At 70.1% G+C, this 12,926-nt stretch carries 13 protein-coding genes; 2 read left to right on the top strand and 11 right to left on the bottom strand.

The features are described from left to right. Position 1 precedes the first annotated feature (1 nt). The 8 genes from ABGB01_RS28945 to ABGB01_RS28910 all read right to left on the bottom strand — a co-directional run bounded on the left by ABGB01_RS28945 (position 2) and on the right by ABGB01_RS28910 (position 7,138). Positions 2–655, bottom strand: coding sequence for a response regulator transcription factor (locus ABGB01_RS28945; RefSeq protein WP_347776687.1), 654 nt, complete (start codon positions 653–655; stop codon positions 2–4). Beyond that, positions 643–1,773, bottom strand: coding sequence for a histidine kinase (locus tag ABGB01_RS28940; RefSeq protein WP_347776686.1), 1,131 nt, complete (start codon positions 1,771–1,773; stop codon positions 643–645). Before ABGB01_RS28940 ends, ABGB01_RS28945 begins: the two co-directional genes overlap by 13 nt. Positions 1,774–1,898: 125 nt before the next feature. Further along, the gene (locus ABGB01_RS28935; protein ID WP_347776685.1) at positions 1,899–2,345 is read right to left on the bottom strand and encodes a DUF2690 domain-containing protein; all 447 of its coding nucleotides are present in this window, start codon (positions 2,343–2,345) and stop codon (positions 1,899–1,901) included. 89 nt (positions 2,346–2,434) lie between these two features. Continuing rightward, a complete protein-coding gene (locus tag ABGB01_RS28930; protein ID WP_347776684.1) occupies positions 2,435–2,800 on the bottom strand; it encodes a hypothetical protein in 366 nt (121 codons plus the stop codon). A gap of 327 nt (positions 2,801–3,127) precedes the next feature. Further along, positions 3,128–4,354: a cytochrome P450 gene (locus tag ABGB01_RS28925; protein ID WP_347776683.1), complete on the bottom strand. Its 1,227-nt coding sequence runs from the start codon at positions 4,352–4,354 to the stop codon at positions 3,128–3,130. 81 nt (positions 4,355–4,435) lie between these two features. Beyond that, positions 4,436–5,347, bottom strand: coding sequence for an RNA polymerase sigma-70 factor (locus ABGB01_RS28920; protein ID WP_347776682.1), 912 nt, complete (start codon positions 5,345–5,347; stop codon positions 4,436–4,438). A gap of 105 nt (positions 5,348–5,452) precedes the next feature. After that, positions 5,453–6,646: an FAD-dependent oxidoreductase gene (locus tag ABGB01_RS28915; protein ID WP_347776681.1), complete on the bottom strand. Its 1,194-nt coding sequence runs from the start codon at positions 6,644–6,646 to the stop codon at positions 5,453–5,455. A 123-nt stretch (positions 6,647–6,769) separates the two neighbouring features. After that, positions 6,770–7,138 (bottom strand): DoxX family protein, encoded by a 369-nt coding sequence (locus ABGB01_RS28910; protein WP_347776680.1) that lies wholly within the window; start codon positions 7,136–7,138, stop codon positions 6,770–6,772. A gap of 103 nt (positions 7,139–7,241) precedes the next feature. On the opposite strand from ABGB01_RS28910, the gene ABGB01_RS28905 reads away from it, so the two are divergent. After that, positions 7,242–7,850 carry a TetR/AcrR family transcriptional regulator gene (locus ABGB01_RS28905; RefSeq protein ID WP_347776679.1) on the top strand — a complete coding sequence of 203 codons (609 nt, stop codon included), beginning with the start codon at positions 7,242–7,244 and terminating at the stop codon, positions 7,848–7,850. A gap of 81 nt (positions 7,851–7,931) precedes the next feature. Further along, positions 7,932–9,584 carry an FAD-dependent monooxygenase gene (locus ABGB01_RS28900; protein WP_347776678.1) on the top strand — a complete coding sequence of 551 codons (1,653 nt, stop codon included), beginning with the start codon at positions 7,932–7,934 and terminating at the stop codon, positions 9,582–9,584. 98 nt (positions 9,585–9,682) lie between these two features. Here ABGB01_RS28900 and ABGB01_RS28895 read toward each other — a convergent pair whose 3' ends face one another. The 3 genes from ABGB01_RS28895 to ABGB01_RS28885 are packed head-to-tail and all read right to left on the bottom strand — an operon-like array spanning position 9,683 to position 12,842. Further along, the gene (locus tag ABGB01_RS28895; protein WP_347776677.1) at positions 9,683–11,077 is read right to left on the bottom strand and encodes an ABC transporter substrate-binding protein; all 1,395 of its coding nucleotides are present in this window, start codon (positions 11,075–11,077) and stop codon (positions 9,683–9,685) included. A 26-nt stretch (positions 11,078–11,103) separates the two neighbouring features. Continuing rightward, on the bottom strand, positions 11,104–11,940 hold the full coding sequence (locus tag ABGB01_RS28890) for a carbohydrate ABC transporter permease (RefSeq protein ID WP_347776676.1): 837 nt from the start codon (positions 11,938–11,940) through the stop codon (positions 11,104–11,106). Next, positions 11,937–12,842, bottom strand: a complete 906-nt coding sequence (locus ABGB01_RS28885) for a sugar ABC transporter permease (RefSeq protein WP_347776675.1) — start codon at positions 12,840–12,842, stop codon at positions 11,937–11,939. Before ABGB01_RS28885 ends, ABGB01_RS28890 begins: the two co-directional genes overlap by 4 nt. Positions 12,843–12,926 lie beyond the last annotated feature (84 nt).

Raw genomic sequence — 12,926 nt, 5'->3', positions numbered from 1 at the left:
GTCAGGTGAGGCCCGCGTCGTGGGCGAGGAGCGCGATCTGGGTGCGGTTGCCCAGGTCGAGCTTGGTCAGGATGCTGGAGACGTGAGCCTTCACCGTCGTGACGCCCATGGCGAGGTCGGCGGCGATGTCGGCGTTCGTCCTGCCCTGGCCGATCGCCACCGCCACCTCCTGCTCGCGCGGGGTGAGGGCGGCCAGCGCGGCGCGGGCCCGTGCGTACGCCCCGGCCTGGGCGACCGTGCGGTCCATCAACCGCCTGGTGACGCCCGGGGACAGGATCGGGTCGCCTGCCGAGACCCGGGTGATCGCTTCCACGATCTGCGGTGGCGAGGTGTCCTTGAGCAGGAATCCGGCGGCACCCGCGCGGAGCGCGTGCAGGACGTTCTCGTCGGTGTCGAACGTGGTCAGCACGATCACCTCGGGCGGCCGGGCGCGGGCGCGCAGCCGGCGGGTCGCGGTGATGCCGTCCACGCGGGGCATGCGCAGATCCATCAGGACGACGTCGGGGGCGTGGGCGTCGGTCGCGGCGATGGCCTCCTGGCCGTCGCCCGCCTCGGCCACGACGGAGATGCCGGCCGCGCCGTCGAGCATCATGGACAGGCCTGCGCGGACCAGGGCGTCGTCGTCTACCAGGAGCACGCGGATCACGCGGGCCATGGTAGCCGGGCCTGAAGCCGGAACTCACCCCCGGTGCTCTGGTGGTCCAGCTGCCCGCCGGCCAGGCGTACCCGCTCGGTGAGCCCGACCAGGCCGAGGCCGCTGCCCGGCACGACGAGGGCCGCGTCCGCCGGGGGCAGCGCATTGCGCATCTCGATCAGCAGGGGCGTGCCGGGGGTGCCGCGCAGCAGCACCTCGATCGGCTGGCCCGGGGCGTGTTTGCGGGCGTTGGTCAGCCCTTCCTGCACGACGCGGTACGCGGTCTGCGACGCGGCCGCCGGCAGGGCGTCGACGTCGGTGACCTCCTCGTGGAGCCGTACCGCCTGGTCGGCCTGCCGTGCGTCGGTGATCAGGCCGGGCAGGTCGGCCAGGTCTGGCCTGGGCTGCAGCTCGTCCGTCTGGTCGTCCTGCTCGCGGAGCAGGTTGATCACCTGGCGCAGCTCCTCCAGCGCCTGGTGCACGCCGACGCGGATCACGCCGGCTGCCCGGGCGCGCTGTTCAGGGGAGGAGTCGGGGCGGAATTCCAGGGCCCCCGCGTGGGTGGCCACCAGGGAGAGGCGGTGGGCCAGCACGTCGTGCATGTCTCTGGCGAGCCGGCGGCGTTCGGCCATGCGCGCCTCGGCGATCCGCCGGCCCTGCTCGGCCTCGGCGCGGTGGGCGCGTTCGCGCAGGGACTCCAGCAGGGCGCGGCGGGAGCGGGCGAACGCGCCCCAGCCGAGCAGCGCGCCGTAAGCGACGCAGATCAGCAGCAGCCACCAGCCGAAGGAGATGCCCGAGTTCGGCCGCCACAGGCCCTGGACCACGTGGGCCGCGATGCCCGCCCCCGTCACAGCCGCCGCGATCGGGAAGCGCCTGCGCTGGGCCACCTGCAGCGCCCCCATCGAAGCCGCGGGCGTCGCCACCGGGGAGAGCGTGGCCAGGAGGGTGGCGGCCAGCGCCCCGGAGACCGGCCACCGCAGCTGGGCGAGCGCCGCGCCCAGGCTCACCGCCGCGAGAGCGAGGTCCAGCCCCCAGGTGGGCCGGCCCGCCAGGCTCCACAACGACACCGCGGTCAGCGCGCCCATCACGACGAGCACGCCGGCGACCGCGGCCAGGTGCGGGGGTCGAGTCTCGTTCACCGGCCCAGGCTAATCTCCGGTACGCCGGAGCCATCACCTACCAAAGTCGGACCCGCGCCCCACCGGTGGAGGAGAGGGTACGACCGCGCGCCCGATGGGGCGACGCCCGCCCCACGGCAGGTGTCTCAGCCGCAGGCCTTGCCCGTGGTGCCGCTGCCCTTGTTGACGCGGCCGATCCCGTTGGTCACGCTGCCCGACGCCTTGGCGCAGACGCCGCTCGGGGCGTAGACCATGTTGCCCCAGTGGTGCCCGCCGTTGCCCGCGCGGTAGGTGAAGGACCTGCTCCTGGAGCTGGTGAAGACCGTGATCTGGCCGGTCGCGTGCTTGGACACCCTCGCCTCGCCCCAGTTGGTGCCGCACTTGCGGGAGTAGTAGAGCCGGATCGTGCCCAGGCTGTCACCGATCTCGTTCTTCAGCGAGGCCTTCTTGCCGGTGTACACCTTGGAGGCGGCGCACCCGCTCCGGTAGGGGTCCTTCCCGTCGTACGGGTGGGCGCTGGCTGGCCCCGCGGTCAGCAGGAGCGTCGAGATCGCCGTGACGGACACCGCGGCCGCTGCTACATGGATCTTCATGTCGGATCGACTCCTTTATGGTGAGGCGGGCGTGGGGTCGCCCGAGGTTGCTGGGGTGCGGGGACGCCGGGGACGCCGGCGCCCGGCGATCAGCAGTCCCTGCTGATGTTGGTGAGGTCCTCGGCCAGGCCCTTGCCGAACTTCTTCTTGCCCTTGGTTCCGCCGTTCGTGGCGAGGCACTCCGTCCTCGTCCCCGCGGGGCCCTTGAAGTGCAGCTTGGCGTACACCCGGTGGGAGCAGTGGTTGTTGAAGTAGACCGTCGTGGAGGAGTTGCCGTTCGTCCAGGAGTAGTTGGTCTTCTTCCCGCTGGGCTTGATGCAGGCGGTGCTGTCCCGTTCGGCTGCCTGGGCCGCGGCCGTCATGGTGGTGACCGTCCCCGCCGTGGCGGGCGCGGACAGCAGCGCCAGTGCGGCGCCGCAGCCCGCCAGGGCCAGGGCCGGTTTCTTTCCACTCACCTTCTCATCCTTTCTTTCCACGAAAAAAGAAACGCGCCAGTGCGGCGCAGCACAGAAGTAAGCACCGGACCGGAGCGAAGGGGGGAACGGTTCCGACTATGCCGGGCCCTCTCGGGCGGCGGCAACCGCCATTCATCTGAGAATTGTCCAAACATTGTCCAGCCAACCGGCTTGGACAATGGAACCGCAGCTCGGCGGCCTGATGAGGGATTATCGGGAAAACAATGAGCACCTGCTCATGATGGCCGAGAACGCGTTACTCGGGTGTATTCCCGTTGGCGCCGCGCGCGTCGATACGGGCGACCGGCAGCGCGCGGCGCCGGCGCCTCACCAGGTGACCGGGAGCTCGTGGGCGCCGTAGATGATGGACTCGGTCTTGAGGGACAGCTCCTCGACCGGCAGGGCGAGCCGCAGCGTGGGGATGCGGCGGAACAACGTGTCGAAGACGATCTGCAGCTCCATCCTGGCGAGGTTCTGGCCCAGGCACTGGTGCGGGCCGAAGCCGAAGGCGAGATGGTGGCGGGCCTCGCGTCCGACGTCCAGGACGGCCGGATCCTCGAACACGGCGGGATCCCAGTCGGCCGACAGGCTCGAGACGACGACGCCCTCACCGGCCTGGATGTCCGCCCCGCCGATCCGCACGTCCTCGGCGGCCACCCGCGAGGTGACCGTGTCGGCGATGGTGAAGTAGCGCAGCAGCTCCTCCACGGCCATGGGTGTCCGGGCCGGATCGGTTCTGATCAGGTCCAGCTGTACCGGGTGGGCGAGCAGCCCGATCACGCCGAGCGAGATCATGTTCGCCGTCGTCTCGTGCCCGGCGGTCAGCAGCAGGAAGGCCATGCTGGTCAGGGCCGCGTGGTCGACGGCGCCGTCCTGGCGTTGCCGGGCGATCTGCCGGCTGAGCAGGTCGTCGCCGGGCTCGGACTCCTTGCGGGTGACCAGTTCGCCGAGGTAGGCGCGCAGTTCGAGGAAGGCCCGCTGCCGCTCCTCCGGCGACGAGGTCCGGCGCACCCCCACGGCGGTGCGGCTCTGGAAGTAGTCGTGGTCGGCGTAGGGCGCGCCGAGCAGTTCGCAGATCACCAGGGACGGCACCGGCAGCGAGAGCGCCTGCACCAGGTCGACCGGGCGCTGCTCGGTGGCGAGCATGTCGTCGATGAAGCGGTCGACGATGTCCTGGATCCGCGGGCGCAGCGCGGCCAGCCGCCTCACGGTGAACTCGCTGATCAACGGGCGCCGGGCCGCGGCGTGTTCCGCGCCGTCCATGCCGACCATCAGCGGCGGCTGGCTGCGGAGCCGGCGCAGGGTCGCCGCGTCGACGTTGAGGATCGGGAAGCCGTCCTTGCGCCGGTCCGAGGAGAAGCGGCGGTCGGCGAGAACGGCTCGGCCTTCCGCGTGCCCGGACACCCACCACGCCTCGGCGCCGTTCACCAGCCGGACCTTGCTGATCGGCGCCTGCTCGCGCAGCCCTTCGTAGGCGGCGGGCGGCGCGAACGGGCAGCCCCGTTCGACCGGCAGCTCCACGCCGGCGAGATCGCCCGTTGCGTCCTTCGTCATCGATGACCTCTCAGGAGTTGGATCGGGTTGAGTCCGGCGGGCAGGCCGAGCCTGCTCGCCGGTGTCAAGTGCGGGCGGTGTTCATCGCCGGGTGAGCAGGGTCTCGGACTGGACGCGGGTCAGCTTCTCGGGGTTGCGGACGTAGTAGAGGCCGGTGATGCGGGCCCTGTCCTCGACGCCGTCCTCGACGCTGATCGCCAGCACGCCGTCGAGCTCGCCGTCCAGGCTCAGGACGAGCGCCGGGTTGCCGTTGACCACGGTGGGAGCGGCGGTGATCGTGCCGTCGTACCTGCCGATGCCGCCGACGATCAGGCGGCTCACCTTCCAGGCGCCGATGACCCGCTGCGACGCGGCCTGCTTGACCCCGCCGCCGTCGGCTACCAGGACGACCTCAGGGGCGAGCACGTCGAGCAGGCCCTGCAGGTCCCCGGTCTCGACCGCACGCTGGAACGACTCCAGAGCCGCCCGGGTCCTGCTCGGAGGGACCGCCTCGCGCGGGCGCCGGGCGCTGACGTGCCGGCGGGCGCGGTGGGCGATCTGGCGAACGGCCGCGGGGCTCTTGCCGACCGCGGCCGCGATCTCGTCGTAGCCGACGTCGAAGGCCTCGCGCAGGACGAAGACGGCGCGCTCGGTCGGTGAGAGCGTGTCGAGGACGAGCATGAGCGCCATCGACACGCTCTCGGCGAGCTCGGCGTCGTCGGCCACGTCCGGCGCGGTGAGCAGCGGTTCGGGCAGCCAGGGACCGACGTAGGCCTCCTTGCGGCGCGTCATCGTGCGCAGCCGGTTGAGCGACTGCCGGGTCGTGATCCGCACCAGGTAGGCGCGCTGGTCGCGCACCTGGCCGAGGTCGGCCTTCACCCAGCGCAGCCAGGTCTCCTGGAGGACGTCTTCGGCGTCGGCCGCCGACCCGAGCATCTCGTAGGCGACGGTGAAGAGCAGATTGCGATGGGCGACGAAGGCTTCGGTCGCCGGATCGGTGGTGTGGTCGCTCATGCCTCGGCTCCTCTCCGTCGCGGCAGGCGTTCGCGTCTGTTCACCACGGTAAGGTCCTTTCGCTGGTAGCCGTCCGGCCGCCCCGGCGGCCGGGAACGGGACCGGTCAGCGGGTGACCGTCGCATCGCCGCGCCTGGCCTGGAGCACCTGCCCGCGCTTGGTGTCCTTGGCCCAGGCCGGGAAGTTCAGCGAACCGGGCCTGCGTGCCTGGTGCGTCAGCTGCCAGAGGATGCCCTTACAGATGGACTCCTTGATCATCGCGCCGGGGCGGCCACCGATGTGGAGGCCCATCGCGACGTCGTTCTTGTGGGCGAGCTGCATGATGCCGGCCCGTCGTCCCAGGCTGATGCACTGCGCGACGAGCGCCATGGCCAGGGGCGCGGGACGCTCGCCCGCGATCCGGCTGAGCACCGTGTCGGCGGCGTGCGGGCCCAGCTGGACGGCGGCCTGGCAGCTCATCCGGAACGGCAGGTCCGACGGCGCCGCCGCGTCACCGGCCGCGACGATGCGCACGTCGTCCACGCTGGTCAACGTCTCGTCCGTACGCAGCCGGCCCAGGGCGTCGGTGCTCAGCCCGCTGCGTACGGCCAGGTCGGGCACGCCGAAGCCGGCCGTCCAGATGGTCACGTCGCTCGGCAGTTCGCGGCCGTCGCCGAGCCGCACGGCGTCACCGGTCACGGCCGTCACCGTCGTGCCGGGGCCGTTGAGCACGGTGACGCGAAGTTTGGCCAGGTGCCTGGCGACGGAGCGCCGCCCCCGCGGGTGCAGGTAGGGGCCGAGTACTCCGCCGCACACCAGGGTCACGGCGCGGCCGGCCTCCGCCAGCTCGGCGGCGGTCTCGATGCCGGTCGGACCGGCCCCCACCACGGTGATCGCGGCCGTGGCGGGCGCGGCGCCGAGGTTCTCCCGCAACCGCCGCGCCTGCTCAAGAGTGGCGATCGGGTAGGCGAACTCGGCCGCTCCCGGCACACGCGGGTCGGCGCCGCCGCTGCCCACCGCGTAGATCAGGTAGTCGTAACCGGCCGTGTCGCCGCTCGCCAGCACCACGCGGCGCCCGGCCGCGTCGATCCGGGTCACGGTGTCGACCACCAGCCCGACCTTCTCCGCCAGGACGTCCCGGTAGTCGGCGACCGCGCTGTGGGACCCGCCCACCAGCTGGTGCAGGCGGATTCGCTCGACGAAGCTCGGACGCGGGTTGATCAGGTTCACCGTCACGTCGTCGCGCTGCGTGAGGCGATTGGCGGCCAGGACGCCGGCGTATCCGCCGCCGATCACAACGACCCGGGCGTTCTCGGTCATGGTGCTCCTTCATCCCGAACAGCGGTTCGGGCATAGGACACCGCCCGCTCCCCCGTTGTGACCTGGTGTGAGGCAGATCACCCCGGGAGCTTGGTCACGCCGCGGCATCCCGGCGGGTGCTCGTCATGAGGTCGTCAGCAACACGATCGTGGTCGCGCTGGTGAGCAGTGCCAGCACTACGGGGGCCGCCGCGTGGGACCGGTGCTGCCGCCGGGAGAAGTCCCTGGCGCGCAGGTGGTAGCCGACGGCCCCCAGCAGGAGCAGGGTGAGGCCGCCCGCCGAGGCGACGGCGAGCGGCCGGGCCCATACGCCTGCCACGAGCCCGAGGGATGCGGCGATCTCGAGAAGCCCGATGGACCGGGTCATTGCCGGACCCACGCCGATACGCAGCATGTTGGCGCTGACCTGGGGCCGCAGCAGGGCCTTCTGGGTGCCGGCGAGGAGGAAGACGAGCGCGACCAGCGCGCTCAGGACGATCGCCGTGACGGACATGGGGATGCCTCTCTCATAGAAAACGAACGTTCTTTCACTATGCTGAAGGCGATCAGGTTGTCAAGGACGAATGTTCGTTCTACCTTGAGGTCCCATGGCCCGCATGCCCAAAGAACATCTGGAGGCCCGGCGCCGCCAGATCCTCGACGCCGCCCGGCGCTGCTTCATCCGCAACGGCTTTCACGCCACGTCCATGCAGGACATCCTGGCCGAGGCCGAGCTGTCGGCCGGCGCCGTCTATCGCTACTTCAAGAGCAAGGACGACATCATCGCGGCGACCGCCTCCGAGGCCCTCGCCGAGCTGGCCGCGGCGTTCGAGGCGGACGAGTCGGCCGCGCCGCCCGGCCTGGACGACATCGTCGACGTCGTGCTGCAGGTGGACCGTCCGCCACTGTCCGGCTCGCGGGAGTCCGCGCAGTTCCTGGTCCAGGTGTGGGCCGAGGCGCTGCGCTCACCGCTGCTGCGCACGAAGCTCCAGACCGTCATGGAGGAGGCCCGGCGGGTGGTCGGCGGGCTGGTGGCGCGCCATCAGCGGCATGGGCTGCTCTCCGGCGACGTCCCGGCCGAGCAGGTGGCGGACGTCCTGATGGCGCTGGTGGACGGTTTCCTGGTGTCGCGGGCGGTGTACGGCCACGACGGCCGTACGGACTCGGCGGCTTTCCGTAACGGCCTGCGCGCCCTGATGTCGGCGTCGGGCCGGGCCCACGGATAGCGAACGAACATTCGCTCTTGACCATCCGAGTTCCCCTGTGCTGTTCTAAAAGAACGATCATTCGTTTTTTATGGAGGAGCAGTGACCGTCGGAGAAGACGTCCTCATCGTCGGCGCGGGGCCGACCGGCCTGGTGCTGGCGATCGAGCTGGCCCGCAGAGGGGTGGTGCCTCGCGTCGTCGACGCGGGGGCCGCCGACCATCGGGAGAGCCGAGCGGTGTCCATCGTGGCCCGCACTCTTGAAGTCCTCGACGACCTCGGGCTGGCCGAAGACGCCCTCGAACGCGGCATACCGCTGCACGCGCTGAACTTCTACCAGGGCACCTCGACGCTCGCCGAGATGGACGTCACGGCCGTGGACTCGCCGTTCCCCTTCGACCTGTGCATCCCGCAGTGGCAGACGGTCAGCCTGCTGCGCGAGCGTGTGGAGCGACTCGGAGTCTCCATCGAATGGGGCACCCGCCTGCTGGACCACAGGGCGGGTGAAGACGGCGTCACCGTGGAACTCCAGCACGCCGACGGCCGCCGCGAACGCTGCGCGACCACGTGGTTGATCGGGGCTGACGGCGCACACAGCACCGTCCGCGAGACGGCCGGCATCGGCAGGCAGCGGGCCGACCTGCAGCGGGCATTCATCCTGGGTGACGTCGCCGCGGACTGGCCGCTGACGCGCGACCGCTTTCACGTCTACTTCGCCCGATCGGGCCTGGTCGCTGTCTTCCCCATGGCGGGAGGCTACTGGCGGATCCTGGCCGGCACCCCCGGAACGGCCGGCACCGCCGCGTCGGCGACACCCGGCCTCGACGACTTCAGCACCCTGGTCGCCGATCGTACGCCGCTGGACTCGCGCCTGCGCGACCTGCAGTGGAGCTCGTCGTTCGTGGCCCGCGAGAGCCTGGCCGAGCGTCTGCGCGACGGTCGTGTCCTGCTCGCCGGAGACGCCGCGCACAACCACAGCCCGGTGGGCGGGCAGGGCATGAACACCGGCATGCAGGACGCGTACAACCTGGGCTGGAAACTCGCTCTCGTCGTCACCGGCGAGGCCGCCGAGACGCTCCTGGACAGTTACGACGCCGAACGACGGCCCGTGGCCAAGGCCGTCGTCGACGCCACCTCGACCACGACCAGAATCGTCACCAGCGGCACCCTGGTCGCCCGCAGAGCCAGACGGCACGCGCTGCGCCTGCTCGGCCGGCTCAACCCCGTGCAACAGCGGCTGTCCAGCGCCTTCGGCGAGCACCTGGTCCACTACCACGACAGCCCTTTGGTCTTCCAGCGCTGGACCGAGTCCCCGGCCAAGGCATGGAACGACCTCGCCGTCGCGGGCCCGCGACCGGGGGACGTGATGCGCGACGTCCACCTCGAAGAACGCGAGGGCCCGGTGGCGCTGCGACACCTGCTGCGCGGACCCGGGCATCACCTGCTGCTGTTCGCCGCCGACACCACCGACCCCGCCGCCCTGGAGGCCTGGCGATCCGCGGCGTGCGCGGCGATGGCCGGGCACGGCGAAGCCCACCTCATCACGCGCGGCCACCTGCCACACGGCCTGACCGGCGGCGTCGCCGCGGACCCGCGCAGCCAGGCGCACAACCGCTACGGCGTGCGCCGGCCCAGCCTCTACCTCATCCGCCCGGACAAGTACGTCGGCTACCGGGGTGACAGCGCCGACCTCGCGGCCGTGCACGACTACTTCCGGGCCCTGGCCGCCCCGCACGCCGAAAAGATGGCTCGATGACGGGTGGCACCCGCGGCGCCCCGGCCGCGCGCCGCGGGTGCCCGGACGGCCGCTGAGCCTGGGGGCGGGCGTCCTGCGGTGGACGCCCGCCCCTGCCGTCACTGCTCGACGTTGGCGTTGTACTTCTGGATGGGCGTCTGCAGCGTGGCGGCGGCGTTCTGCATCGCCTGCTCGGCCGGGGTACGCGGCTCCTGCCCCGCGCCGGCGGGCACGGCCTGCTCGAGGCCGACCTCGGCCGCCTTCCTGGCCTCGGGCATGACGCCGAGGAGGCAGCCCGACGTGGCCGCCGACGGCTGCTGGGCGCGCAGTTGCGTCACCGCGACCTGGAAGTTGGGGTTGTCGTTCGCCTTGGCCTGCGGGTTGACCGGCACGTAGCCGGTCGCCTCGTGCCACTTCGCCTGCTGCTCAGGCGTGTTGGAGAACTTCACGAACTCCCAGGCGGCCCGCTTCTCCGCGTCGCTGTGCCCGGCCGCGTTGATCCACAGGGAGGCGCCGCCGATGATCGTGCCACCGCTGGAGGAGTCGGACACCTTGGGGAACGGGGCGGTCTTCAGCTCGAACTTGCCCTCCGCGGCCTCGGTGTAGCCGCCGAGGGCGGAGGTCGACTCCAGGTGCAGGGCGATCGTCCCGGTCTTGAACGCGTTCTGGGCCTGGTCGGTCGGCCGGCCGGTGTTGGTGGCGTAGCCCTCCTTCACCAGGTCGCCCAGCCACTGGGCGAACTTGGGCCCGGCGCCGGTGCCGAAGTTCACCTTGGTGGCCAGGCCGTTCCTGCCGTTGCCGTTGTCGCAGTACTCGGCGTTGTCCTGGGCGGTCAACTGCTCGACGAACCAGCCGTAGAGCGCGGCGTTGAAGCCGAACTGCTTGACCGTTCCGCCCTCCTTGACGGTGAGCTTCTTCGCCCACTCGCCGACCTCGTCGAGCGTGGCCGGCGGCTTGTCCGGGTCGAGCCCGGCCTTCTTCACGGCGTCCGCGTTCATGTAGAGCAGCGGCGCCGAGGAGTTGAACGGCATCGACCAGAGCTTGTTCTTGATCGTGTAGTAGCTGGCGATGTTGGGCTCGATGTTCGCGTTCTGGTCGAACTTGTCCTGCTCGATGAACTTGTACATCGGGACGACCTGCTGGGAGTCGTACATGAAGCGCGAGCCGATGTCGTAGATCTGGACCAGCGGGGGCGTGGCCTCCTGCTGCACGGCCTGCTTGTAGGCGACCACCATCTGGTCGTAGTCGCCCTTGAAGACGGGCTTGACGGTGATCTTGTCGTTGACCTTCTTGAAGTCCTCGACCATGGCCTTGATGGCCTGCTCGTTCTTCTCCTTCATCGAGTGCCAGAACTCGATCTCGATCGGTTCCGTGATCGCGTCCGCGCCGGGCGCCGTGGCGGCCTCGCCGCCTTCGCCCGAGCCCGCGTCGCCGCCGCAGCCCGTCAGAGCGAGGGAGAGCGCGGCCGTGACCACCAGCCCGTCGCGCGTACGCCGAAATCGGGGTCGTGCCATCTGGGAACTCCGTTTCTTGTTCACGATTACTTCACCGCGCCTGCGGTGAGGCCGCGGATGATGAAGCGCTGCCCGAAGATCACGAGTACGAGGGTGGGCAGCAGCGCGAGGGTGACCCCGGCCAGGATGAGCGTCGGGCTGGACGATTCGGCGTCGTTCAACATGGAGACGCCGATCTGCAGCGTCTTGTACCGGTCGTCGTTGCCGAGGATCAACGGCCAGAAGTACTGGTTCCAGGTGGTCATGAACACGTAGACGCCGACGGCGGCGATGGCCGGTTTCGACAGGGGAAGCAGGATCCGCCACAGGAACCGCAGGTGGCCGCATCCGTCCATCACCGCGGCGTCACGCACCTCGATCGGGAACTGCAGGAACGACTGCCGCAGCAGGAACGTGCCGAAGGCGTGGGCGAGGAAGGGCAGCGTGAGCCCGAGGTAGGTGAGCGGCCCCTTGGTCAGCCCCAGGTCCGAGATCAGCAGGTAGTTGGGCAGGATGATCGCTTCCCACGGGACCATGAGCGTCACCATGAACAGCGCGAACATCGCCGTCTTGGCCCACATCCGCAGGAACGCGAACGCGTAGGCGGCAAGGACGCTCGACAGGAGCTGGCAGAGGGTGACGATGCCGGTCTGGATCGCCGAGTTGAGGTACTGCCTGGCCAGCGGGATGGTGTCGAGCGCCGAGGAGAAGTTGCCGAGGTCGATCCCCGTCGGGACGAGCTTCGGCGGATAGCTGGCCAGGTCGCCCGGCGTCATGATGCCGCCGATGAACGCGTAGTAGAGCGGGAAGACCACCGGGACCGCGCACACGATGAGCACGAGATAGACAACGATCTTGCTCGCGACCGAGGATGGGGTGCTCATCGGTAGTGGACTCTCCTTTCCAGCACACCGAACTGGATGCCGGTACACACCAGGACGACCGCCAGGAGCACGATCGCCGCGGCGCTGGCCGTGCCGAAGTCCGACGACCCGTAGCTGAAGGCCTTCTCGTAGATCCAATAGACCAGCGTGGACGTCGCGCCGTCGGGTCCGCCCTTGGTGAGGATGTGGATCTGCCCGAAGCTCTGCAGCGCGTGGATCGTGGAGATCACGATGAGGAAGAAGAGCTGCGGGGAGAGCATGGGAACGGTGATCCGGCTGTGCAACCGCCATCCCGTCGCGCCGTCGAGCCTGGCCGCCTCCACCACCTCGGTGGGGATCGCGCCGACGCCCGCGGAGAGCACGAGGACGTTGTAGCCGAGCGTCATCCAGACCGTGGTGATCGAGATCGAGATCAGGGCCAGGTCCGGCTCGGTCAGCCAGCCGATCCGGTCGACGCCGACGTAGCTGAGGATGCCGTTGGCCATGCCCACGGCCGGGTTGTAGATGAGGGCGAAGATCACCGACGCGGTGGCCACGGAGAAGGCGAACGGCAGCGCGAACACCGTACGGAACATCCGCTGCCCGCTGATCCGCGACTCCAGCAGCAGGACGACCACGAGTGCGCCGACGATCGCCGGGACGACGGTGAAGAGGGCGAACAACGCCGTGGTCCCCAGCGCCTTGAAGAAGGCCGGGTCGCTGAACATGCCCGCGAAGTTGTCAAGCCCGACGAACTTGTTGGCCCGCCCGATGATGTCCGTCCCCATCGTGGACAGGTAGAACGTCCTGCCCAGCGGATAGAAGACGAAGATGGCAAAAATGATCAGCGAGGGCGCCAGGTAGAGCAACGACAACCGGCGCTCGCCCGTCGGTCCCCGTTGCCTGATGGTGCGAGCTTCCATCGTCGCGCAGTCTCACTTTCCGTCAACCTGGGTGGTTACCTTCGTGCTCGCTGGATTCTTCCTACTGAGGCCCTGTTTCGGTAG

The sequence above is a fragment of the Nonomuraea sp. B5E05 genome, from assembly GCF_039880665.1.
Taxonomy (GTDB): domain Bacteria; phylum Actinomycetota; class Actinomycetes; order Streptosporangiales; family Streptosporangiaceae; genus Nonomuraea.
The sequence above is the reverse complement of the archived record's forward strand: the minus strand, read 5'-3'. Positions and strand labels throughout refer to the sequence as shown.

Coding starts and splice junctions, on each gene's coding strand:
- ABGB01_RS28945 (WP_347776687.1), bottom strand. CDS start 655: ATGGCCCGCGTGATCCGCGTGCTCCTGGTAGACGACGACGCCCTGGTC.
- ABGB01_RS28935 (WP_347776685.1), bottom strand. CDS start 2,345: ATGAAGATCCATGTAGCAGCGGCCGCGGTGTCCGTCACGGCGATCTCG.
- ABGB01_RS28925 (WP_347776683.1), bottom strand. CDS start 4,354: ATGACGAAGGACGCAACGGGCGATCTCGCCGGCGTGGAGCTGCCGGTC.
- ABGB01_RS28920 (WP_347776682.1), bottom strand. CDS start 5,347: ATGAGCGACCACACCACCGATCCGGCGACCGAAGCCTTCGTCGCCCAT.
- ABGB01_RS28915 (WP_347776681.1), bottom strand. CDS start 6,646: ATGACCGAGAACGCCCGGGTCGTTGTGATCGGCGGCGGATACGCCGGC.
- ABGB01_RS28910 (WP_347776680.1), bottom strand. CDS start 7,138: ATGTCCGTCACGGCGATCGTCCTGAGCGCGCTGGTCGCGCTCGTCTTC.
- ABGB01_RS28905 (WP_347776679.1), top strand. CDS start 7,242: ATGCCCAAAGAACATCTGGAGGCCCGGCGCCGCCAGATCCTCGACGCC.
- ABGB01_RS28895 (WP_347776677.1), bottom strand. CDS start 11,077: ATGGCACGACCCCGATTTCGGCGTACGCGCGACGGGCTGGTGGTCACG.
- ABGB01_RS28890 (WP_347776676.1), bottom strand. CDS start 11,940: ATGAGCACCCCATCCTCGGTCGCGAGCAAGATCGTTGTCTATCTCGTG.
- ABGB01_RS28885 (WP_347776675.1), bottom strand. CDS start 12,842: ATGGAAGCTCGCACCATCAGGCAACGGGGACCGACGGGCGAGCGCCGG.